The sequence below is a fragment of the Burkholderia sp. BCC1638 genome (genome assembly GCF_902833195.1).
Lineage (GTDB): Bacteria > Pseudomonadota > Gammaproteobacteria > Burkholderiales > Burkholderiaceae > Burkholderia > Burkholderia diffusa.
The window spans coordinates 33986-55230 of sequence record NZ_CADFEC010000034.1 but is presented as its reverse complement, the minus strand read 5'-3'; the positions used below and the strand labels follow the sequence as shown (position 1 = coordinate 55230).

15 protein-coding genes and 1 pseudogene are annotated in these 21245 nt (G+C 68.0%); 7 read left to right on the top strand and 9 right to left on the bottom strand.

The features are described 5' to 3' along the window. Nucleotides 1-21 precede the first annotated feature (21 nt). Nucleotides 22-978, bottom strand: coding sequence for an agmatinase (gene speB / locus HWX22_RS27390; protein ID WP_059464555.1), 957 nt, complete (start codon nt 976-978; stop codon nt 22-24). Between the two features lie 139 nt (nt 979-1117). On the opposite strand from speB, the gene HWX22_RS27385 reads away from it, so the two are divergent. Further along, complete coding sequence (locus HWX22_RS27385; RefSeq protein ID WP_175911879.1) at nt 1118-2029, top strand: LysR family transcriptional regulator; 912 nt, start codon at nt 1118-1120, stop codon at nt 2027-2029. A gap of 68 nt (nt 2030-2097) precedes the next feature. On the opposite strand, the gene HWX22_RS27380 is transcribed toward HWX22_RS27385, so the two are convergent. Continuing rightward, nucleotides 2098-2562, bottom strand: coding sequence for an Lrp/AsnC family transcriptional regulator (locus HWX22_RS27380; RefSeq protein ID WP_044848788.1), 465 nt, complete (start codon nt 2560-2562; stop codon nt 2098-2100). A gap of 134 nt (nt 2563-2696) precedes the next feature. Here HWX22_RS27380 and HWX22_RS27375 point away from each other — a divergent pair, with 134 nt between their 5' ends. The 3 genes from HWX22_RS27375 (at nt 2697) to HWX22_RS27365 (ending at nt 6911) form a co-directional block, all read left to right on the top strand. Continuing rightward, entirely contained in the window at nt 2697-3320 is a 624-nt protein-coding gene (locus HWX22_RS27375; protein ID WP_059532629.1) for a LysE family translocator, read from the top strand. A gap of 251 nt (nt 3321-3571) precedes the next feature. After that, a complete protein-coding gene (locus HWX22_RS27370; RefSeq protein ID WP_175916780.1) occupies nt 3572-5161 on the top strand; it encodes a S53 family peptidase in 1590 nt (529 codons plus the stop codon). Nucleotides 5162-5234: 73 nt separating this feature from the next. Further along, complete coding sequence (locus HWX22_RS27365) at nt 5235-6911, top strand: peptidase S1 (RefSeq protein ID WP_175916779.1); 1677 nt, start codon at nt 5235-5237, stop codon at nt 6909-6911. Nucleotides 6912-7002: 91 nt separating this feature from the next. Here HWX22_RS27365 and nadE read toward each other — a convergent pair whose 3' ends face one another. From nadE to HWX22_RS27350, 3 genes are all read right to left on the bottom strand, one after another. Then, nucleotides 7003-7851, bottom strand: a complete 849-nt coding sequence (gene nadE / locus HWX22_RS27360) for an ammonia-dependent NAD(+) synthetase (protein ID WP_059532621.1) — start codon at nt 7849-7851, stop codon at nt 7003-7005. A gap of 225 nt (nt 7852-8076) precedes the next feature. Then, on the bottom strand, nt 8077-8946 hold the full coding sequence (locus HWX22_RS27355; RefSeq protein ID WP_175911870.1) for a DMT family transporter: 870 nt from the start codon (nt 8944-8946) through the stop codon (nt 8077-8079). 187 nt (nt 8947-9133) lie between these two features. After that, nucleotides 9134-9319 (bottom strand): hypothetical protein, encoded by a 186-nt coding sequence (locus HWX22_RS27350; protein ID WP_006752380.1) that lies wholly within the window; start codon nt 9317-9319, stop codon nt 9134-9136. A gap of 205 nt (nt 9320-9524) precedes the next feature. Here HWX22_RS27350 and HWX22_RS27340 point away from each other — a divergent pair, with 205 nt between their 5' ends. Both HWX22_RS27340 and HWX22_RS27335 read left to right on the top strand, forming a co-directional pair. Continuing rightward, complete coding sequence (locus HWX22_RS27340; RefSeq protein WP_059532616.1) at nt 9525-10283, top strand: DeoR/GlpR family DNA-binding transcription regulator; 759 nt, start codon at nt 9525-9527, stop codon at nt 10281-10283. Between the two features lie 104 nt (nt 10284-10387). Further along, complete coding sequence (locus tag HWX22_RS27335; RefSeq protein ID WP_175911868.1) at nt 10388-12214, top strand: phospholipase D-like domain-containing protein; 1827 nt, start codon at nt 10388-10390, stop codon at nt 12212-12214. Nucleotides 12215-12337: 123 nt separating this feature from the next. On the opposite strand, the gene HWX22_RS27330 is transcribed toward HWX22_RS27335, so the two are convergent. The 3 genes and pseudogenes from HWX22_RS27330 to HWX22_RS27320 all read right to left on the bottom strand — a co-directional run. Further along, on the bottom strand, nt 12338-13012 hold the full coding sequence (locus HWX22_RS27330) for a TetR family transcriptional regulator (protein ID WP_059464545.1): 675 nt from the start codon (nt 13010-13012) through the stop codon (nt 12338-12340). Nucleotides 13013-13127: 115 nt separating this feature from the next. Continuing rightward, nucleotides 13128-14396 carry an FAD-binding oxidoreductase gene (locus HWX22_RS27325; protein ID WP_059818540.1) on the bottom strand — a complete coding sequence of 423 codons (1269 nt, stop codon included), beginning with the start codon at nt 14394-14396 and terminating at the stop codon, nt 13128-13130. A gap of 228 nt (nt 14397-14624) precedes the next feature. Then, nucleotides 14625-16112 (bottom strand): annotated as a pseudogene (locus HWX22_RS27320) (amino acid permease); the annotation flags it as partial. 663 nt (nt 16113-16775) lie between these two features. Between HWX22_RS27320 and HWX22_RS27315 the strand changes: the two are divergent. Continuing rightward, nucleotides 16776-18287 carry an aldehyde dehydrogenase family protein gene (locus HWX22_RS27315; protein WP_059697572.1) on the top strand — a complete coding sequence of 504 codons (1512 nt, stop codon included), beginning with the start codon at nt 16776-16778 and terminating at the stop codon, nt 18285-18287. Between the two features lie 132 nt (nt 18288-18419). Here the strand turns inward: HWX22_RS27315 and HWX22_RS27310 are convergent, their stop codons facing one another. Then, the gene (locus HWX22_RS27310; RefSeq protein WP_175911863.1) at nt 18420-20879 is read right to left on the bottom strand and encodes a DUF3772 domain-containing protein; all 2460 of its coding nucleotides are present in this window, start codon (nt 20877-20879) and stop codon (nt 18420-18422) included. Nucleotides 20880-21245: the final 366 nt, after the last annotated feature.

Below are 21245 nucleotides of genomic sequence, written 5' to 3'. Positions count from 1 at the left end.
GGAATAGGCCGTGCGCCGGGATCAGTCGCGGTACGCGACGCCGGGCAGCACGCACAGCAACTCGTAGGCGAGGTTCGCGCCGAGCAGGGCCGTGGTGCCGAACGGGTCGTACGGCGGCGCGACTTCGACGAGATCGCAACCGACGATGTTCAGCCCTTTCGCGCCGCGGATGATCTCGAGCGCCTGCGGCACCGTGAGGCCCGCGATTTCCGGCGTGCCGGTGCCCGGCGCGTAGGCCGGATCGATGCCGTCGATGTCGAAGCTGATGTAGACGGGCGTGTCGCCGATGCGCGCGCGCACTTCTTCCATCAGCGGGGCGAGCGACTTGTTCCAGCATTCCTCGGCCTGGACCACGCGAAAGCCCTGCTCGCGACACCAGTCGAAATCCTCGGCTGCGTAGCCGGTGCCGCGCAGGCCGATCTGCGTGACCTTGTCGCCGTGCAGCAGGCCTTCCTCGACCGCGCGGCGGAACGGCGTGCCGTGCGCGATCTTTTCGCCCATCATCGTATCGTTCACGTCGGCGTGTGCATCGACGTGGATCAATGCAACCTTGCCGTGCTTGCGGTGGATCGCGCGCAGGATCGGCAGCGCGATCGTGTGGTCGCCGCCGAGCGTGATCGGCTTGCAGTCGTGCGCGAGAATCGCGTCGTACGCGGTCTCGATGCGCGCGATGGAATCGTGCAGGTTGTACGGGTTGATCGCGACGTCGCCGATGTCGGCGATCTGAAGCGAATCGAACGGCGCGGCGCGCGTGGCCATGTTGTACGGGCGCAGCAGCACCGATTCCGTGCGGATCTGGCGCGGGCCGAAGCGTGCGCCGGTGCGATTGGAGGTGCCGAGGTCGAACGGCACGCCGACGAAACACGCGTCGAGGCCGGCGGCGCTCGCCACGTGCGGCAGGCGCATCATCGTCGCGATGCCGCCGCTGCGCGGCATTTCATTGCCGCCGAGCGGCTGGAAATGGGTGTGGTCGTTCATGGGCTTGTCTCTTCCGATGTGGGGTTGCCGTATCATTCGACGCGGCCTGGCGCATAGTTTTACGCGTCCGACCGGAAAGAAGAATGCGAAGATATCGACGTAAACATCGATTTTCATCGATGTATGGAAGGGGAATAGCGTGCTGGGGAATCTGTCGACCCTCGATCTGCGGTTGATCCGCGTGTTTCTCGCGGTCACGGACGCGGGCGGCGTGTCGGCCGCGCAGGCGATGCTGAACGTCGGCCAGTCGACGATCAGCGCGCAACTGTCGTCGCTCGAGACGCGGCTCGGCTACCGGCTCTGCGAGCGCGGCCGCAGCGGCTTCCGGCTCACGCCGAAGGGCGAGCGGTTCCACGCGATGAGCCGCAAGCTGCTCGCCGCGCTCGACGAATTCGGGATGGCCGCGCGTCACATGGACCGCCAACTCGTCGGTACGCTGAATATCGGCCTGATCGGCCATACGCCGGTCAGCCAGAACGCGCGGATCGCGGAGGCGATCGCCGCGTTCCGCACGCGCGACCAGGCCGTGCGCTTCTCGATTTCGGTGCGCGCGCCGGGCGATCTCGAGGAAAAACTGCTGAGCGGCGAGATCCAGATCGCGGTCGGCTACTTCTGGCATCGCGTGCCGACGCTGCACTACACGCCGCTGTTCATCGAGCGGCAGGTCGCATACTGCGGCCGCGGCCATCCGCTGTTCGAACGCGCCGGCGCGCTGACGCCAGCCGACGTCGCGGGATTCGAATGGGCCTGGCGCTCGTATCCGCTGCCGGAGGCGCAGATGTCGACCACGCCCGATCGCGTGACCGCGACCGCCGACAACATGGAGGCGGTCGCGCTGCTGATCCTGTCAGGCCATCACCTCGGCTATCTGCCGCAGCACTTCGCGGCGCCGTATGTCGCGCAAGGGCTCCTCGCGCCGCTCAGCCCGGATCGGCTGCATTACGAGGTCACGTTCCATATGGTCGTGGCGCGCGACGGGCGCGGCGATCCGCTCGTCGAAGCGTTTCTCGAGGATCTCGAGCGCGCGCACCAGTCGCCCGACATCGTGTGAACCCGCGTGCGGCCGGGCAACGCCGGCACTGTGGACGAATGTCACGCCGGAGCGGGCCGCGGCCTGCGTCACGGCACCGGCAACCCCGCGTCATGCTTCACCTCCCGTAGCGACAGCGCCGATTCGATCGACGTGACGCCCGGCAGCATCCGCAGCGAGTCGCGCAGGAACGTGCCGTAGTCGTCGAGATCGCGCGCGACCACCTGCAGCAGGTAGTCGGCCGTGCCCGCGACGTTGTGGCACGCGAGGATCCGCTCGATGCCGAGCACTTCCCGTTCGAACCGGTCGGCGACCTTGCGGTCGTGCGTCGCGAACCGCACGAGCACGAACGCGACGACGCCGAAGCCGAGCGCCTGGCGTGACAGCTGTGCGCGGTAGCGCTCGATGTAGCCGTCGTTTTCGAGACGTTTCAGGCGCCGCGCGCACGGCGTTTCGGATAGGCCGACGGAATCGGCGAGGCGCGCGATCGGCAGGCGGCCGTCGCGCTGCACCGCGGCGAGAATCGCGCGATCGGTTTTGTCGAGTTCGGTCATGTTGGCGGAATCCGTGTCTGGATTCCATGATTGTGGCGGATTCCGCTATGGATCGCCAATCCTGAGCCAAAGATGGCCAATAATCCCTCCACCTCCAGCGGCAACATATCGTCATTGAGGGACGGGGGCAGACCATGATTTCCACGCATTTGCTGTTGATTTATCTCGCCGCGCTGGCGGCCATCTACGCGGTGCCCGGGCCCGACATGGCGCTCGTGCTGCAGACCAGCATCGGCCGCGGCGTGCGCCCGGGCATGGCGGCGGCGGCAGGCCTTTCGCTGTCACGCACCGCGCACGTGACACTCTCCGCGTGCGGCGTCGCGGCGCTGATCCGCAGCGCGCCGTGGCTGTACGAAGCGATCCGTTACGGCGGCGCGCTTTATCTCGCGTACGTCGCGATCCAGGTGTTCCGCTCGCCGGTGTTCGCACTCGGCGACGGCGACGAGGCGGCCTCGGACGAACTGCGGCAGTCTTTCTTCAAGGGGCTGCTGACGAACCTGCTGAATCCGAAGGCGCTGCTGTTCTGCTCGGTGCTGCTGCCGCAGTTCGTGCGGCCCGAGGCCGGGCCCGTCGTGTGGCAGATGTTCGAGCTCGGCGCGCTGCTGGTCGCGGCCGGCGTGTGCTTCGACCTCGCATGCGTGTTCGGCGCGTCGCGCATCGCGGCGTGGATGCGCGCGCATCCGCTCGCGCAGACGGTCCAGCGCTGGACGTTTTCCGCTGCGCTGATCGGGTTCGCGCTGCGGCTGTCGATGGATTGAGCCGCATCGCTGCCGTGCGGGTCGACGGGCCGCGCGACAGCGATACGACGATCGACGGAGGCCGCGTGCAATGCCGGCCTTCGCGCCCATGCCCCGCCGCAGAAGGGCGTGCGCGCAAATCGTCTGACTGATCTAAACTCCCTTTAACTTCGCGCATTCGCGAACCGACTGACCGAACGGAACCGACTTCCGCCGGCTATGTCCGATTTCCTGGCTGTTCCGTGCAACGCGGTACCAAGGAGGGTCAGAACATGGCAAGGCATCTTCACGCCGACCGTGAACCCCGAATCGTCCCCGAGTCCAAGTGCCTCGGCCCGTGCGATCCGGCAGAACGCATCCACGTCACGATCATGTTGCGGCGGCAGGAAGAAGGGCAACTCGATACGTTGGTCCACCAGCTCGCCACCGGCGACGCACAGGCGAAACCGCTGTCGCGCGAAGCCTTCGCGCAGCGTTTCTCCGCCCATTCCGACGACATCCGCAAGACCGAGGACTTCGCGCGTCGTCATCAGTTGACGGTCGATCGCGTCGATCCGGTCGAAAGCGTCGTCGTGCTGTCGGGCACGATCCAGCAGTTCGAAGCGGCATTCAGCGTGAAGCTCGAGCGTTTCGAGCATCGTTCGATCGGTCAGTACCGCGGCCGCTCGGGCCCGATCGCGCTGCCGGACGAGCTCGGCGACGCCGTCACGGCCGTGCTCGGCCTCGACAGCCGCCCGCAGGCGCGGCCGCACTTCCGGCTGCGTCCGCCGTTCAGGCCCGCGCGCGGCGCCACGAGCGTCACGTTCACGCCGATCCAGCTAGCGTCGCTGTACGGTTTTCCGGCCGGCGACGGCGCCGGGCAGTGCATCGCGATCGTCGAACTCGGCGGCGGCTATCGCGCGGCCGATATCCAGCAGTATTTCCGCGGGCTCGGCATCGACACGCCGCCGACGCTCGTCGACGTCAACGTCGGCACCGGCCGCAACGCGCCGACCGGCGACGCGAACGGCCCGGACGGTGAAGTCGCGCTCGACATCGAGATCGCCGGTGCGATCGCGCCGGCCGCGAAGATCGCGGTCTATTTCGCGCCGAACAGCGACGCGGGCTTCATCCAGGCCGTCAACGCGGCCGTCACCGACAAGACCAACAGACCGTCGGTGATTTCGATCAGCTGGGGCGGGCCGGAAGCGATCTGGCAGGCGCAGTCGGCGCAGGCGTTCAACCGTGTGTTGCAGGCGGCCGCCGCGCAGGGCATCACCGTGTGCGCGGCGTCGGGCGACAGCGGCTCGGGCGACGGGTTGCAGGACGGCACCGATCACGTCGACTTCCCCGCGTCGAGCCCGTATGTGCTCGGCTGCGGCGGCACGCAGCTCGATGCGCTGCCCCGGCAGGGCATCCGCGGCGAAGTCACGTGGAACGACGAGGCGGCCGGTGGCGGCGCGGGCGGCGGCGGCGTCAGCACGCTGTTCGACCTGCCGGCATGGCAGCAAGGATTGAAGGTTGCGCTCGCCGACGGCAGCAGCGTGCCGCTCGCGAAGCGCGGCGTGCCGGACGTCGCCGGCGATGCGTCGCCGCAGACGGGCTACGAGGTGTCGATCGCGGGCACGCCCGCGGTGATGGGTGGCACGAGCGCCGTCGCGCCGTTGTGGGCCGCGCTGATCGCACGGATCAACGCGGCGGCAGGCGCATCGGCCGGCTGGATCAATCCGGCGCTGTACAAGAATCCGGGCGCGCTGCGCGACATCACCAAAGGCTCGAACGGCACGTATGCAGCCGCGTCCGGCTGGGATGCATGCACGGGCCTCGGTAGCCCCGACGGCGCGAAACTCGCGGCAATCCTCGGGCGCAAGCCGTCGAGCTGACACGCCGGCACCGGCCTTTCCACGCGACGCGGGTTTCCTGCCCGCGTCTTTTTTCACCTCCAGGAGCAGCACGATGGGCATCGATTCCGCATCCTCCGGCGGCGTGTATCCGCTGCATCACGGCGACCACAATTCGCATGGCGTGCCGCCGACCATCAATCCGGTCGCGCTGAGCCACGGCCGCGACCAGCCGTTCTTCGATCCGGTCGCGTACGGCAACGGCCCCGACGACTCGGTCACCGACACGACCGAAGCGGCCGCGATCACGCACCATACGATCCTGATCGACGGCAAGCGCATCGCGTACACGGCGACGGCCGGCCATCTCGTGACGGTCGACCCGAGCAGTTCGCTGCCGGCCGCGAAGATCTTCTACGTCGCGTTCACGGCCGACGGCGCGAAGGAGGAGACGAGGCCCGTCACGTTCTTCTACAACGGCGGGCCCGGGTCATCGTCGGTGTTCGTGCTGCTCGGCTCGTTCGCGCCGAAGCGCATCAAGACCTCGATGCCGGGATTCACGCCGCCCGCGCCGTACCAGATGGAAGACAATCCGGACAGCATGATCGACCACAGCGACCTGGTGTTCATCAACCCGGTCGGCACCGGCTATTCGGCGGCCGTCGCGCCGAACAAGAACCGCAATTTCTGGGGCGTCGACCAGGATGCGAATTCGCTGAAGCAGTTCATCAAGCGCTACCTGACGAAGAACAACCGCTGGAATTCGCCGAAATACCTGTTCGGCGAGTCGTACGGCACCGCGCGCAGCTGCGTGCTCGCGTACAAGCTGCACGAGGACGGCGTCGACCTGAACGGCGTCACGCTGCAGTCGTCGATCCTCGACTACCGGCAGGCCGGCAACCCGGTCGGCGCGCTGCCGACCGCCGCAGCGGACGCGTGGTATCACAAGAAGCTCGGCGTCACGCCCGCGCCGACCGATCTCGGCACGTTCGTCGAGGAAGTCGCGCAGTTCGCGCGTACCGATTACCTGACCGCATTGCGCAACGTGCCGCATGCCGATCCGGCCGCCGTGCGGAAGCTGTCGGGTTACACGGGCATCGACGCCGCGACGCTGCAGACCTGGGGGCTCGACATCGCGGGCTACGACGCGCGTGGCAATTCGCTGTTCCTGACGACGCTGCTGCACGCGCAGGGGCTGGCGCTCGGGTCGTACGACGGCCGCGTGACCGGGATCTCGTCGGGCATCGCCGGCAAGATCGATCCGAACTCGGGCGGCAACGATCCGACGATGACGGCCGTGACCGGCGTCTACACGGCGATGTGGAACAGCTACCTGAACGAGCAGTTGAAGTTCACGTCGAATTCCGCGTTCACGGACCTGAACGACCAGGCGTTCCAGAACTGGGACTTCAGCCACATCGATCCGACCGGCGCGCAGCAGGGTATCGATGCGAAGGGGAACGTGATCCTCTATACGGCCGGCGATCTCGCCGCGGTGATGGCGCTGAACGTCGACCTGAAGGTGCTGTCGGCGAACGGCCTCTACGATTTCGTCACGCCGTTCTACCAGACCGTGATCGACCTGCAGCAGATGCCGCTCGAGGATCAGAAGGTGCGGCAGAACCTGTCCGCGCGCTTTTATCCGTCGGGGCACATGGTGTATCTCGACGGCGGTTCGCGCACCGCGCTCAAGCGCGATCTCGCGACGATGTACGACGCGACGGTCAGCGATACGGGCGCGCGGATGCGGATTCGTGCACTGCAGGCGAAGAAGACGGGCGGGCACGCGTAGCGTCGCCCGTCGTGCATGTGCCGCGCGTAACCGCGAGGTTCGCGCGGCACGGCATGGTGCGGCGGCGACGGGGCCGGCTTATGCGGCCGGCTTACGCGGCCGGCCAGTCGAACGGCGTGTACGGCAGCGCGCGCTTGTGGCGCGAGCCGTCGTAGAAGCGCAGCACCGTTTCGTACACGCTGTCGGCCACGGGTTTGCCTTCGAGGAAATCGTCGATCTCGTCGTAGGTGACGCCATACGCGTGCTCGTCGGGGCGCAGCGGACGCAGTTCCTCGAGGTCGGCCGTCGGCACCTTCATCACGATCAGTTCGTCGCCGCCCAGCGCGCGGGCGACCGCACGCACGCGGCGCTTGCTCAGGCCGGCGAGCGGCAGCACGTCCGCGCCGCCGTCGCCGAACTTCGTGAAGAAACCCATCAGCGATTCGGCCGCGTGGTCGGTGCCGATCACGATGCCGCGCCGCGCGCCGGCGACCGCATACTGCGCGATCATGCGCTCGCGTGCCTTGATGTTGCCGTGCACGAAATCCTGCTGTGCCGGGTTTTCGAACGCGTGGCCGGAGGCGACGAGCGATGCGAGCATCGCGTCGGCCGCCGGCTTCACGTCGACCGTGAACGTCTCGTCCGCGCGCACGAACGCGAGCGCGCGCTGTGCATCGGCTTCGTCGTTCTGCACGCCGTTCGGCAAGCGCATCGCGATGAAGCGGGCGTCGTAGCCGTCGGCGCGCAGCCGTTCGACCGCCAGTTGCGCGAGCCGCCCGGCCGTTGACGAATCGACGCCGCCGCTGATGCCGAGCACGTAGGTCCGCAAGCCGGTCGAACGAAGGTACTGCGCGAGGAAGTCGACGCGGCGGGCGATTTCGGCATCGACGTCGAATTGCGGGGCGACGTTCAGTTCGGCAATGATCGCGCGTTGGCGGCTGGCGTAATCGGCGGATGTCATGGAGGGTGGTTCCGGAACGAAATGCAAGGCGCTCATCATAAGCGCAATCGCTGCCCGGCGCCGCGCCGGGCATGCGATCCGGCGGCCGCGCGTTGCATCGGCGAGACGCGTTGCATCGTCATGGGGCAGCGCGCGGGGCGGCGGGGTCCGGCGTGCACGCGGATGCCTCGTTTCGATGCATGAAAGGGGCGCGATGAGGAGGCTCTCTGCTGCCGCTCGCCCGCGTCAGCGCCGCGCGAGCACGACGCCCACCAGCGCGAGCCCGAAGCCGGCGAGCTGGACGGCCGCGAGTGTTTCGCCGAACAGCAAGTAGCCCTGCAGCGCGGCGAGCGGCGGCGCGAGGAACAGCAACGACGTCGCGCGCGCGGCGTTGCCGCGCCGCAGCATCCACATCAGCATCGTGACCGCGCCGCCGGACAGGAGCACGATGCCCCACACGAGCGAGATCCACAGCGCCGGCGCGCCGATCCAGCGCGTTTCGTGCAGCAGCACGACGAAGACCGCCGCGACGATCGCCGCGCCCAGGTTCTGCACGGCGACGGCCGTGCGCAGGTCGTTCTGCGCGAGCTTGCCCTTCTGATACAGCGAGCCGGCGGTGATCGAGCCGACCGACAGGATCGACACGGCCACGACGAACCACGCGGGCGCAGCGCCCGGCAGCGGCGCGACGCCGCCCGCCACTTTCGGCGCGAGCACGAGCGCGACGCCGGCGAGGCCGAGCGCCATCCCGAGCCAGCCGCGCGCGGGCAGGCGCTCATTGAACAGCGGCACCGCGAGCACGGCGGTGGCGAGCGGCTGCAGCGCGCCGAGCAACGCCATCACGCCCGCATTCAGTCCCTGCGCGACGGCCCAGTAGCTGGCGCCGAGATAGACGCCTTGCAGCAGCGCGCCCGCGATCAGGTGGCGCGGCCATTCGCGGCGGGCCGGCCACGGCGCGCGCGCGGCGAGCGCCACCGCGCCGAACAGCACGGCCGTGCCGGCGAAACGCGCGAGCAGGAACAGGTTCGGATCGGCGTACGGCTTGATTGCCCGGGCGACGATGAAGCCGGTGGACCACAGCGCGACGAAAGCCGCGGCGACGAGCGAGTTAAACATGCATGGCGGGCCGCGATACGGCCGGACGAATCGTGAAGTCGGCCAGTATCGGCGGAACCGGAGCCGCCGTCTTGTCGGATTTTGCATTCGCCTGTGGCGCGAGCGCGGCGGCCATTCCGTTACCGGCCGGCCAGATGAAGGTGCTGCGGCATGAAAGCGCGCCGTGGCGCGCGGAAAGGACGGAGGATCAGTCGAGCGAGAACGTGTCGAGCGGCTGGTTTGCGCGAGCGTCGGTCGCGAAGCGCGCGGCGAGCTGTTCGTACAGCCGGCGCGCCTCGTCGAGCGTCAGGTCGATCCAGTACGGATCGCCCGCGCCGTCGTTGAGTCGTTCTGGCGAAAACTGGATTTCGAGCACACTGCCTTTGCGATACATTGCGCAAGCCCCTTGATGGTCTGTCGTTCGGCGAAACGCAGAGTGTAGCAACCGCTTGCCGTGCCGATTCGCGCGCATCGGGCAATACAGAATTTCGCTTTCGTGAAACGCGCCGACCGCCAGCCGCGCCGCCGTCAAATGGCGGTCAAACGGCCGTAATACAATGGTCGGCTTACCCATTACCAGTCGCCTCGGGCGCATTGCGATGCTGGCGGAACAACGTCATCAATACATTCTGTCGGAGCTCGGACGATCGGGCGCGCTGTCGGTCGCCGAACTCGTGCGCTCGCTCGACGTATCGCGCGAGACGATCCGGCGCGATCTGAATGCGCTCGCGGCGCGCGGCCTGCTCGTGATGACGCACGGCGGCGCGCTGGCGGCGGACCGCCGCGAGCCGAGCCTGTCCGAGCGTGAAGCGGCGAACGCCGAAGCGAAGCGCACGATCGGGCGACGCGCGGCCGAATTCGTACCCGACGACGCATCGGTGCTGATCGACTCGGGCAGCACGCCGCATGCGGTCGCGCTCGCGCTGGCCGACCGGCACCGGCTGTCGATCTACACGAACGACTGGCGCACGGCATTCGTGCTCGCGCGGCGCAACGGCAATCGCGTGACGCTGCTCGGCGGCGAACTGTCCGACGACGAGGACGCGACGTTCGGGCTCGATACGATCCAGCAGCTCGCGCAATACCATGTCGATTTCGCGTTCGTCGGCGCGGGCGGCATCACGTCGGACGGCGACTGCACCGACTATTCGCGGCTCGCCGCCGAAGTGCGCAGCCGGATGATCGCGGCGGCCGGCACGGCGATCATCGTCGCCGACCATTCGAAGTTCGGCCGCGTGACGCCGGTGCGGATCAACGGCACATCGGCCGCGCGCTACCTCGTCACCGAGCGCGCGCCGGACAAGGCCGTGCGCCGCGCGCTGACCGCACGCGGCATCGAGCTGCTCGTGTGCGACTGACGCGGGTCCGACATACAAGGTTCATCGAACCGTCATCGCGCGGGAAGAACCACCGTCAACACTGACTCATTCATCTCGACCGGGCCGCCCGGCAGGAGCAACGAATGACCGTCAGCGTACGCAGTTATCTTTCCCCGACCCTCGTCCTGCTTGCCTTCGACTGGCCCGATGCGGCATCGCGCACGGACTTCCTCGGCTTCGCGATCCGGCGTACGCCGGGCTTCTGGTCGGCCGACGGCAAGACGCGGGCGCCGAACAGCTGGCTGCCGAACCGGCTCACGTTCGACGGCCCGGCCGCCGACACGCAGGGCGACGCACCGACCGACCAGGCGCCGATCCAGAAATTCATGTGGTGGGACGCGCGCATCGATCCGCAGGACCGCGACGCGTCGTTCCGCTATGACGTCTATCCGGTCGTCGGCACGCCGGAGCACCTGCAGGTGCTCGATGCGGAGGCCGGCGTGTGCGATGTCGTGCTGCCCGCGCACGTCGTGGACGGTGTCGGCACGTGGTTCAACCGTGCGGTCGTCAGCTCGCAGGCGTTCGCGAAGCAGGTCGCGGCACTGGGTCTCGCGCCGGATGCCGCGCCGAGCGCGGACCAGGCACTGAAGCTGCGCACGTGGCTCGCGAACGACATGGAGCAGGTGTTCGCGGCGATGCTCGACCCCGCGTCGCGCGCGGTGTCGGCCGTCTATCACCTGACGGACACGCTGTGGGCGCTGCCCGCTTTCGAGGCGTTCGGACGGCGGCACGGCGAAGCGTCGCTCGCGATCGTCTACGACGCGCACACGACCGCGCGCAAGGGCAAGCCGCCGCTGCCGTCGCCGAACCAGCCGGCCGTCGACGCGCTGCAGGGCCTCGCGACGCTCGCGCCGCGCGACCAGACGCACATCATGCACGACAAGTTCATCGTGACCGACGCACCGGCAAATGTGGCAACCGCGGTGACGCCCGCGCGCGTGCTGACCGGTTCCGCGAACTTCACGACCGAAGGGCTGACGGAGCAGGCGAACGTGCTGCACGCATTCGATTCGCCGGCGCTCGCGGCGCTGTACAACGCGCGTGCGCACGCGCTGGCCGCGAATCCGCCGATCGCGGAGACGGCGAAGTTGTCGGCGGGCTGGTCGGCGCCGATGACGATCGGCAGCGCGCAGGTGCGCGTCGCGTTTTCGCCGGAGCCGGCGGGGCAGCGCACCGAGATCGATACGATCGTCGCCGCGATCGCGGCCGCGAAGCATTCGGTGTCGTTCTGCCTGTTCATGCCGACCGACGCTGCGCTGCGCGACGCATGCTTTGCAGCCGGCGATCGCGGCCTGATGATGTTCGGCCTGGTGAACCGCATCAACGTCGGCAGCGCGACGAAGGCCGATGCCGCGCAGCACGACGGGCAGTCGCTCGATGCGGCGACGCTCGCGAACCTCGAGCTTTATCATCGCCAGCGCGATCGGCGCGACGTGATCGATGCCGCGTATTTTTCGCCGGCGACGGTGCCGAAGGGTTTCGAGCCGGAGCTGCGCCTCTTTCCGGGCGAGCCGGCGCCGGCGTATCCGCCGGTCGTGATCCACCACAAGTTCATCGTGATCGATGCGGAAGGCGCGAACCCGATCGTCTATACGGGCTCGGCGAACATGAGCCGCAACTCCGAGCAATACAACGACGAGAACCTGCTCGAGATTCGCGACACGCGGATCGCGGCGATCTATCTCGCGGAATTCCTGCGGCTCTACGAGCACTACCGCGCGCGGGCGCTGTCGATCGAGACGAAACGGCATGGCGCCGGTGCGCATCGGCAACTCGCGCTCGCGCCGGATTCGAGCTGGGCGAAGAAATATTACGTGGCGGGAAGCCCGGAAGAGAAGGCGCGGATCGCGCTGGCGTCGACCGTGCCGACGGACTCGCCCGCGACGCACGCGCGGCGTGAGGCGGCCTGAATGAGCGTGCCGCGTGCGTCCGGCTCATGCCGGTTGCACGCGGCGCGGCGACGTTCGGGAGATGTGCCGGACGGCGAGTGGCGTGATCGCCAGCCGGCCTTCGGGCGGAATCGCGCGGTGTGCCTACGCGGCGACGTAGCGCAGCACGGAGTCGGTGATCGTCTCGCGATGTCGCGCGCGCAGCCGCGGCGCCGACGGATCGCGGCCGAACGCGGCGCCGAACGTATAACGGTTCGACACGCGGTGGAAGCAGAACGAGCTGATCAGCAGATGCAGGTCGAACGCGTCGATGTCCTTGCGGAAGGCGCCGCTCGCCGCACCGCGCTCGAGCAGTTCCTCGAGCGTCTTGATGATGCTGACGTTGCGGTTCTTGAACGACTTCAGCTGTTCGAGATACTTCGCGCCGTGGATGTTCTCGATCGACACGAGGCGGACGAAGTCGCGATGCTTGTCGTGATAGTCGAACGTGAATTCGACGAGCCGGCGCATGCCTTCGCGCGGCTCCATGTCGCCGACGTGCAGTTCCTGCTCGAGCGCGCGGATGTCGCCGTACACCTTCTCCAGCACGGCCTCGTACAGGCCTTCCTTGCTTTCGAAGTAGTAGTAGAGCATCCGCTTCGTCGTGTTCGTGCGCTCGGCGATCGCGTCGACGCGCGCACCGGCGAGGCCCATCGCGGAAAACTCCTGCGTGGCGACGTCGAGGATGTTGCGCTTGGTTTGCTCGGGATCGTATTTGCGCCGCGCATCGGTCGCAAGCGCGCGGCTTTCGGACGTGGCGGCCTTGCTTCCAGCTTTCATGTGACTTTGTTGTGAGTTCGCGGCGGCATGAAGAAACCATTCTAGCATGCGGGAAATGCCCGCCCGGCCGACCTTTCGCTCTAATCGGCCGGGCGGTTTCGGCTGCTGCCGCCGCTCAGCGCCGGCACGACGCGAGCGCGTCGCGAGCCTGGTACGCGGTGTACGTGAGCTGCGCGGCGGCGAGGCCCGCGAGCCCGAACGTGCGCGTGAGCCCGAACGCGGCGAAGCCTTCCGGCACGGGCCGCTCGCCGGCAAGCGCGGCGGCGAGCGCTTCGCCGGCGACGGTGGTGGGCGCCATCCCGTGACCGCCGAATGCGATCGCGTGCCACACGCCGTCCGCGTCGCGGCCGATCTGCGGCATCTTGTGCCGCGCGTAGCTCATCAGCCCGCCCCAGGCGTATTCGACCTTCACGCCTTCGAGCTGCGGATACACGCGCAGCAGGTCGCGTCGCAGCAGCCGCGCGATCGCGTCGGGGCCGCGGTCGAGCACGGAGATCCGGCCGCCCCACAGAATGCGCGTGTCCTTCAGCGGGCGGTAGTAGTCGAACGCGAAACGCGTGTCGTAGATCGCGTACGGCGCGTCGATCGCGTCCGGCAGGCGCGTGCCGAGCGGTTCGGTCGCGATCACGTAAGTCGCGATCGGCAGCACCGCGCGCTCGATGCGCGGCGACACGCCGCGCGCGTAGCCGCCGCCGGCAAACACGACGTCCTTCGCGCGCACCGTGCCCTGCGCCGTGCGCACGACGTAGCCGGCGCCTTCGCGCGCGATGCCGAGCGCGGCCGAGCGTTCGAACACGCGCGCGCCGCCGCGCGATGCGGCCGCCGCGACGCCGAGCACGTACTTGAGCGGATGGAAGTGGAACGCGTTCGGCTCGAACAGGCCGCCGTAATAGCGCTGCGTCTTCAGCCGCGCGCGCAGCGCGTCGGTCGCGACCGGTTCCCAGTCGACGTTGAATTCCCGCTTCATCAGCGTGCGCACGCCGTCGAGCCGCGATGGATCGTCGAACCAGTTCGCGAGCATCACGCCCTCGTCGACGATGTCGCAGTCGATTCCGTAGCGGGCGATCCGCGCGCGGATCAGGTCGACCGCATCGACGGTGAGCCGGTACAGGCGGCGGCCTTCGTCGCGGCCGAGCGTGCGCAGCAGGTCCGCGTTGTCGAGGCTGTAGCCGCCGAACACGAAGCCGCCGTTGCGGCCCGATGCGCCGAAGCCGACCCGCTCGCCGTCGAGCACGACGACGTCCCGCACGCCGCGCTCGACGAGGCCGAGAGCCGTGCACAGGCCGGCGAGGCCGCCGCCGACGATGCAGACCTGCGTGTCGATCGTGCCGGTCAGTTGCGGGTAGGGCTGGCGGGTAACGGTGGCTTCGTAGAAGTTCTGCATGCGTTTTCGGGGATTCGTAACGGCGGAAAAACGGACGGCGCGCGTCGATCTTGCCTGAACGCGCGCGCCGCGTCGAATGGGGTTTTCAGCGCAACGGCCGCGGCGATCTGGCGGCGGCCGTTGCGCGACCGGGCGTCAGGCGCCCGGCGTCGGGTTGGCCGGGGCGGCGACGTAGGCCGGATAGCCGGCATCGGTCTTTACCGTCGCCTCGGGCATCGCGTTGCGCTCGATCCACGGTGCGATCTCCATGTCCTCGTAGCGGACGAGGCGGCATTTGCGCACCAGCGCGTAGCCGAGCCAGATCGCGAGGAAGAACGGCAGGCCGATGTAGGTCGCGGCGATGCCGGCCCAGTCGATCCTGTCGGCGAGGAACGCCTGGTAGTCCTGGCCGAGCGCGACGACCGTGCACAACGCGAATGCGAACAGCGGGCCGAACGGAAACCACTTCGACCGGTATGGCAGCTGGTCGAGCCGAAAGCCCTGCTTCAGGAAGCCCTTGCGGAACCGGTAATGGCTGACCGCGATGCCGAGCCACGTGATGAAACCGGCCATGCCCGATGTGTTCAGCAGCCACAGGTACACCGTCTTGTCGCCGTACAGCGACGTGAGGAAGCACAGCGCGCCGACGGCGGTCGTCGCGTACAGCGCATTGCGCGGCACGCCGCCGGCGGACAGCTTCGCGAACAGCTTCGGCGCGCGGCCTTCGACCGCGAGGTTGTAGAGCATCCGCGTCGACGCGTACATGCCGGAGTTGCCGGCCGACAGCACGGCCGTCAGGATCACCGCGTTCATCACGCCGGCGGCGAACGCGAGGCCCGCATGGCGGAACACGAGCGTGAACGGGCTCACGCCGACGTCGGTCACGTCGCTCTTCAGCAGGCTCGGGTCCGTGTATGGAATCAGCACGCCGATCACGAAGATCGCGAACACGTAGAACAGCAGGATGCGCCAGAAGATCTGGCTGACCGCGCGTGGGATCGTCGTGCGCGGGTTCTCCGATTCGCCGGCCGCGACACCGATCATTTCGGTGCCCTGGAACGAGAAGCCCGCGATCATCGCGACGCCGAGCATCGTTGCCCAACCGCCCGCGAAGGGCGCGTCGCCGATCGTGAAGTTGCCCCAGCCCGCGCTCGGGCCGCCTTGCATGATCCCGAAGATCATCAACAGGCCGATGCCGACGAACGCGACCACCGTCAGCACCTTGATCAGCGCGAACCAGTATTCGGCTTCGCCGAAACCGCGTACCGACAGCGCGTTGAGCGCGAAGATCAGCGTGAGGAAGATCGCGCTCCACCAGACGCCCGGCACGTGCGGAAACCAGTAGTGCATCACGAGCTGCGCGGCGACGAGTTCGACCGCAAGCGTCACCGCCCAGCTGTACCAGTAATTCCAGCCGAGCGCGAAACCGAAGCCCTCGTCGACGAATTTCGCGCCGTAGGTCGCGAACGAGCCCGACACCGGCATGAACGCGGCCATTTCGCCGAGGCTCGTCATCAGGAAGTAGACCATCAGCCCGATCAGCATGTACGCGACCATCGCGCCGCCGGGGCCGGCTTGCGAGATCGACGCGCCGGACGCGACGAACAGGCCCGTGCCGATCGAGCCGCCGATCGCGATCATCCGCAGATGGCGCGCCTGCAGCGCGCGGTGGAGGGACGGCTTCGCGGGCGGCGAGCCGGACGGACGGGGCGAGTCGGGGCGGGCATCTGAATGCATGGCGGGTGCTGGGCGCTGTCTCCGGGATTGTTTTTTGGTGACGAAGGGCGACGCGCCGGCGGCCGGCCGGCGGTCGGCGGCACTGCTTCGCGGGCTTGATCCGGATCCACCGGATCGACCGGATTTACCGGTGCCGCGGTGCGCGACGCGTGTCGTCTTCGTCTGTCGTCCGGCTGCCGCTGGGCGGCCGTCGGCGTGCCGGGTGCCGTGCACCTCGTCGACGCCGCCCCGATTGTGTGTGCCGGCCGCATGCGCGGCAAACGATATTTCCGCACAGGGTAATGCGGCTTTGTCATCAACTTGTGGCGCGGCGCAATCGGGTCGGGCGGCCCGGCCATCGGCCCTGGACACGTCACATGCCGGCGTCGAAACGGGCGGATCAGTCCTGCCGAGGTGTTGCGTTTTGGGAATGAAGTCGTGAGTTAATATCAATAGCGGCCCGACTTGTGGCCATCGACAATGTGTCTCATGGATCGTGCCTCGCGAGGCCGGGGCGTGCCGTCAGGCCGGGTTTCCGGCGGCGGCGCCGCGCGATGCGCCAGGCGGCGCACCGGGCCCGCCGAGCTGCGCATCCGCTTGCACAGGGCGCGCGAACGCGCTCCAATCGAATCACGCGGGCGGCGTCGCCGCCGCACCGATCAATCTGTCCCTGAAGAGGAAGTGATGCAATTCAACGACATTCTTGCTGCGCTCGACATCGATCTCGCCCAGTGGAAAGGCAATGCGCTGACCGCGCGTTCGCCGCTCGACGGCGCGACGCTCGCGACGCTGGCGGTCGACTCGCCCGCCGACGCCGAGCGCAAGATCGACGCCGCGCACGACGCATTCCTCAAGTGGCGCACGGTGCCGGCGCCGGTGCGCGGCGAGCTCGTGCGCGTGTTCGGCAACGTGCTGCGCGAGCACAAGGCCGAGCTCGGCCGCCTCGTCACGCTCGAAGCCGGCAAGATCACGTCGGAAGGGCTCGGCGAAGTGCAGGAAATGATCGACATCTGCGACTTCGCGGTCGGCCTGTCGCGTCAGCTTTACGGCCTGACCATCGCGTCCGAGCGCCCGGGCCACCGGATGATGGAAACGTGGCACCCGATCGGCGTGTGCGGCGTGATCTCGGCGTTCAACTTCCCGGTCGCGGTGTGGGCGTGGAATGCGGCGCTCGCGTTCGTGTGCGGCGATCCGGTCGTGTGGAAGCCGTCGGAAAAGACGCCGCTCACCGCGATCGCATGTCACCAGCTGCTCGCCAAGGCGCTGCGCGAATTCGACAAGACGCATCCGGGCGTCGCGCCGGAAGGCCTGAGCCAGCTCGTGCTCGGCATGCGCGACGTCGGCGAGGTGCTGACGTCGTCGAAGAAGGTGCCGGTCATCAGCGCGACCGGCAGCGTGCGGATGGGCACGGAAGTCGCGAAGGTGCTGAGCCAGCGTCTCGCGCGCGGCATCCTCGAACTCGGCGGCAACAACGGGATGATCGTCGCGCCGAGCGCCGACCTCGACCTCGTGGTGCGCGCCGTCACGTTCGCGGCGGTCGGCACGGCCGGCCAGCGTTGCACGACGCTGCGCCGCCTGATCGTGCATCGCAGCGTCGTCGACCAGTTGCTGCCGCGTATCGAGAAGGCCTATGCGTCGGTGAAGGTCGGCAACCCGCTCGAGGAAGGCACGCTCGTCGGACCGCTGGTCGACCGTGCGTCGTTCGACGCGATGCAGAAGGCGCTGGCCGACGCACGCGAGCAGGGCGGCGAAGTGAAGGGCGGCGAGCGCATCGATGTCGGTCACGCGGATGCATACTACGTGCGTCCGGCAATCGTACGGATGCCGAAGCAATCGGCGGTGGTCGAGCGCGAGACGTTCGCGCCGATTCTCTACGTGATGGTCTACGACAACTTCGAAGACGCGATCGACGTGCACAACGCGGTGCCGCAGGGCCTGTCGTCGGCGATCTTCACGAACGACATGCGCGAGGCCGAGCAGTTCATGTCGGCGGCGGGCAGCGATTGCGGGATCGTCAACGTGAACATCGGCACGAGCGGCGCGGAGATCGGCGGCGCGTTCGGCGGCGAGAAGGAAACGGGCGGCGGCCGCGAGTCGGGTTCGGATGCGTGGAAGGCGTACATGCGCCGTGCGACGAACACGATCAACTACAGCCGTCAGCTGCCGTTGGCGCAGGGCGTGAAGTTCGACGTGTGACGCAGCGGCCCGTCAGGGCGCGTTGACGTTCGAATGACAAGGGCCGGTTGCCGCGAAAGCGGTAACCGGCCCTTGTCGTTTTCGGCGATGCGTGCGCGGCGATGCCCGATCCGCGCCCGCCCGATCACGTATTCATTCGTGCCGGGTGGATCCGTCGACTGCCGGCATGTTCTGCACGACCAGCATCTGCGGTGTCGACAGCGTGATCTGCGACGCCCGCAACTGCTTCAGGATCTCGAACAGCAGGTCGCTCTTCGTCGCGCTCGCGATCCGCGGGCTCGCCACGTAGCCCGTGACGCTCAGCGTGATCCCGTCCGGCGCCAGCTGGCTGAACGTGACCGACGGCGCCGGCTTGTCGAGAATCGCTGGATGCTCGCGATATGCGTCGAGCAGCAGGTCGCGCACCTGCTCGGGGTCGGTGTTCAGCGGGAACGTCAGCATCAGCGTCGCGACGCCCTGCGTGCTGTTGCCCATCGTCACGTTGCGCACGTTCTGCGAGATCAGCTGCGAGTTCGGCACGATCACGGTCGAGCGGTCGCTGAGCTGGATCTCGGTCGCGCGCACGTTGATGCGGCGGATGTCGCCTTCGACGCCCGCGATGCTGACCATGTCGCCCACCTTCACCGGCCGCTCGGTCAACAGGATCAGTCCCGACACGAAGTTCTTCACGATCTCCTGCAGGCCGAAACCGATACCGACCGACAGCGCGCTGACGATCCACGCGAGGTTGCTCCACCTGACGCCGAGCAGCCCCAGCGTCATCAGCACGAGCAGCACATAGCCGACGTTGGTGAACAACGTGATCAGCGACACGCGCATTCCCGCATCCATGCCGAGTGCCGGCATGAACTCGCTGTCGAGCCAGCGGCGCACCGAGCGCAGCAGGTAGAAGCCGATCGCGAACCCGATCACCGCGTTCATGATCCGGTCGGGCATGATGTTCAGGCTCTGCAGCCGCTGGCCGCCGATCATCGCGACCGCGCTGTCGAGCAGGTCGCTCGGCGTCGTGCCGAAACCGCCCGTCAGCAACGCGATCGCCGCGACCAGCATCAGCAGGCTCGTGCCGAGACCGGACACGACGGTGTGGGCCTGGTCGAGATGCCGGTCGTCGAGCGCGAACAGGTGCTTGATCTGCTTGCCGGTCGACAGGTTCGCGGAGAACAGGCTTTCGCTCGCGTCGCGCGTCAGCTGCGTCATGATGTAGACGCTGCACAGCACGATCTCGAACCACACGAGCTCGTACGTGATGAAGCGTGCGACCGTGATGTAGCCGATCAGCAGCGCGCCGAGCGACACGACGATCGCCAGCGTGACGCCCGCATGGATCAGCCCCGCGAGCGTCGAGCGATCCTCGGGCGCCTCGCCGGATGCCGCAAGCGCGCTGCGGACGCGATTCGCGCGCAGGATCGACGCGCCGACGGTCAGCGCGACGACGAGCGAGACGATGCCGCGGCCGAACAGCGTGACGGACAGGCTGGTATCGACGATCCGGTTGATCGATTCGAGCGTGCCCGACATCAGCAGCAGCGCGGCCAGCACACCGGGGAACGGCTTCATCGCGAGCGCGACGGGATCGGCGAGCGCGGGCAGCCGCCACGACGGATGCTTCGTGCAGAGCAGCGCACGGCCGAGGCCGGCGATCAGCGCGCAGGTCACGGCGAGCTTCGCGAACTGGTCCCACAGATCGGTCATCGACGACGTGAGCTCGGCATGGCGGGCGAGCGCGAGATAGAGGATCTGGACGGCGACCGCGGTCGCGAGTAGCGTCGAGAACGCCGTCGCCAGCGCCAGCGCACTGCGGCGCAGCCGCGTGGGCGGCAGGCGGTTCAGGCAGAACCACGCAAGCCCGCGTTCGACGATGCGGCGGCCGCCGAGCCAGGCCGCGAGCGCGGCGATCACCAGCAGCGTGGTGAGCGCGCGCTGGCCGGGTGTCCAGGACGAACGCAGCATGTCGCGCAGTTCGTCGTTGAAATCGTCGAGCCGCTGGACGTCGTCCGGCGACAGATGGAACAGCGGCAGCCAGAACTGCGCGCCGAAGATGCTGCCGGAACGGAACGCAAGCTGGTTTTTCAGCAAGCTGCGGTGCAGCTTCGAGAACTGGTCGTTCAGGTTCGCGAGGTTGGTCTTCTGGTCGGCGGCCTGCTTCAGCGCCGCGTCGATCTGCGCCTTGCGCGCGTTCAGCGCCGCCCGCTGCTGTGCGACGGCGGGCGTTTCGGGCGACGCGCCCGGGGCCGGCGGCGGGCCGAGCACGTCGAGCTGCGCCTGGACCTGCGTGCGCTGTGGCGCGAGCTGGCTCTGCAGCTTGTCGACGTCGGCGCTCAGTTCCTGGGTCGCGTCGCCGAGTTCGTCGAGCTCCTTGCTGTTGGTCGCGTTCGACGTCTGCTGCTTGATGCGGTCCTGCTGCACCTGCATCTGCTTGAGCTGCGCAACGGCGTCGCCGAGCGAAATCGTCGGCACGGGGACGCCGACGCCGCTCGCGCCCGGTGCGGACGCGGCCGTCGGAAATGCCGACGCGGTCGCGATCACCGCGAACTGCAGCAGTGCGAACAGCGCGATCCGGCGTGCGTACGTGGATAGTCGTTGTATGGACATGGAATGCTTACGTTTTGCCGACAATGGCGGGCGCCGCAAGGCGCCCGGAAGCCGGGAGTTGGCCCGGTAGCATGTTACCGGGGCATGGCGGCCGCGGCGCTGCCGATCGTGCATCTTGCCTGGCGCGTACCGTGATGCCCGCGCGGGCATGCGATGGCCCCGCGAGCCCTTGCCGGCGGGGCCGTGACGGGTTGCGTTCGCAGTCCGGCAGCGAAACGTCGCGACACCGGCGAACCTTACAGATCCGACAGACGGTTACGCAATTTACACAATACCCGGCGCGAAAGTGGGGTGTCCGAACCGGTTCGCCACGCCGCGCGGCCCGCGCGGCGTGCCGGTACAATGCAGCGAATCGCCCGACGGCGG

Excerpts from the sequence above, each read along its gene's own strand:
- HWX22_RS27380 (WP_044848788.1), bottom strand. The coding sequence starts at position 2,562 with ATGACCGAACTCGACAAAACCGATCGCGCGATTCTCGCCGCGGTGCAG.
- HWX22_RS27340 (WP_059532616.1), top strand. The coding sequence starts at position 9,525 with ATGCTGGCGGAACAACGTCATCAATACATTCTGTCGGAGCTCGGACGA.
- HWX22_RS27375 (WP_059532629.1), top strand. The coding sequence starts at position 2,697 with ATGATTTCCACGCATTTGCTGTTGATTTATCTCGCCGCGCTGGCGGCC.
- HWX22_RS27370 (WP_175916780.1), top strand. The coding sequence starts at position 3,572 with ATGGCAAGGCATCTTCACGCCGACCGTGAACCCCGAATCGTCCCCGAG.
- HWX22_RS27330 (WP_059464545.1), bottom strand. The coding sequence starts at position 13,012 with ATGAAAGCTGGAAGCAAGGCCGCCACGTCCGAAAGCCGCGCGCTTGCG.
- HWX22_RS27310 (WP_175911863.1), bottom strand. The coding sequence starts at position 20,879 with ATGTCCATACAACGACTATCCACGTACGCACGCCGGATCGCGCTGTTC.
- HWX22_RS27335 (WP_175911868.1), top strand. The coding sequence starts at position 10,388 with ATGACCGTCAGCGTACGCAGTTATCTTTCCCCGACCCTCGTCCTGCTT.
- HWX22_RS27315 (WP_059697572.1), top strand. The coding sequence starts at position 16,776 with ATGCAATTCAACGACATTCTTGCTGCGCTCGACATCGATCTCGCCCAG.
- speB (WP_059464555.1), bottom strand. The coding sequence starts at position 978 with ATGAACGACCACACCCATTTCCAGCCGCTCGGCGGCAATGAAATGCCG.
- HWX22_RS27355 (WP_175911870.1), bottom strand. The coding sequence starts at position 8,946 with ATGTTTAACTCGCTCGTCGCCGCGGCTTTCGTCGCGCTGTGGTCCACC.
- HWX22_RS27365 (WP_175916779.1), top strand. The coding sequence starts at position 5,235 with ATGGGCATCGATTCCGCATCCTCCGGCGGCGTGTATCCGCTGCATCAC.
- HWX22_RS27350 (WP_006752380.1), bottom strand. The coding sequence starts at position 9,319 with ATGTATCGCAAAGGCAGTGTGCTCGAAATCCAGTTTTCGCCAGAACGA.
- nadE (WP_059532621.1), bottom strand. The coding sequence starts at position 7,851 with ATGACATCCGCCGATTACGCCAGCCGCCAACGCGCGATCATTGCCGAA.
- HWX22_RS27325 (WP_059818540.1), bottom strand. The coding sequence starts at position 14,396 with ATGCAGAACTTCTACGAAGCCACCGTTACCCGCCAGCCCTACCCGCAA.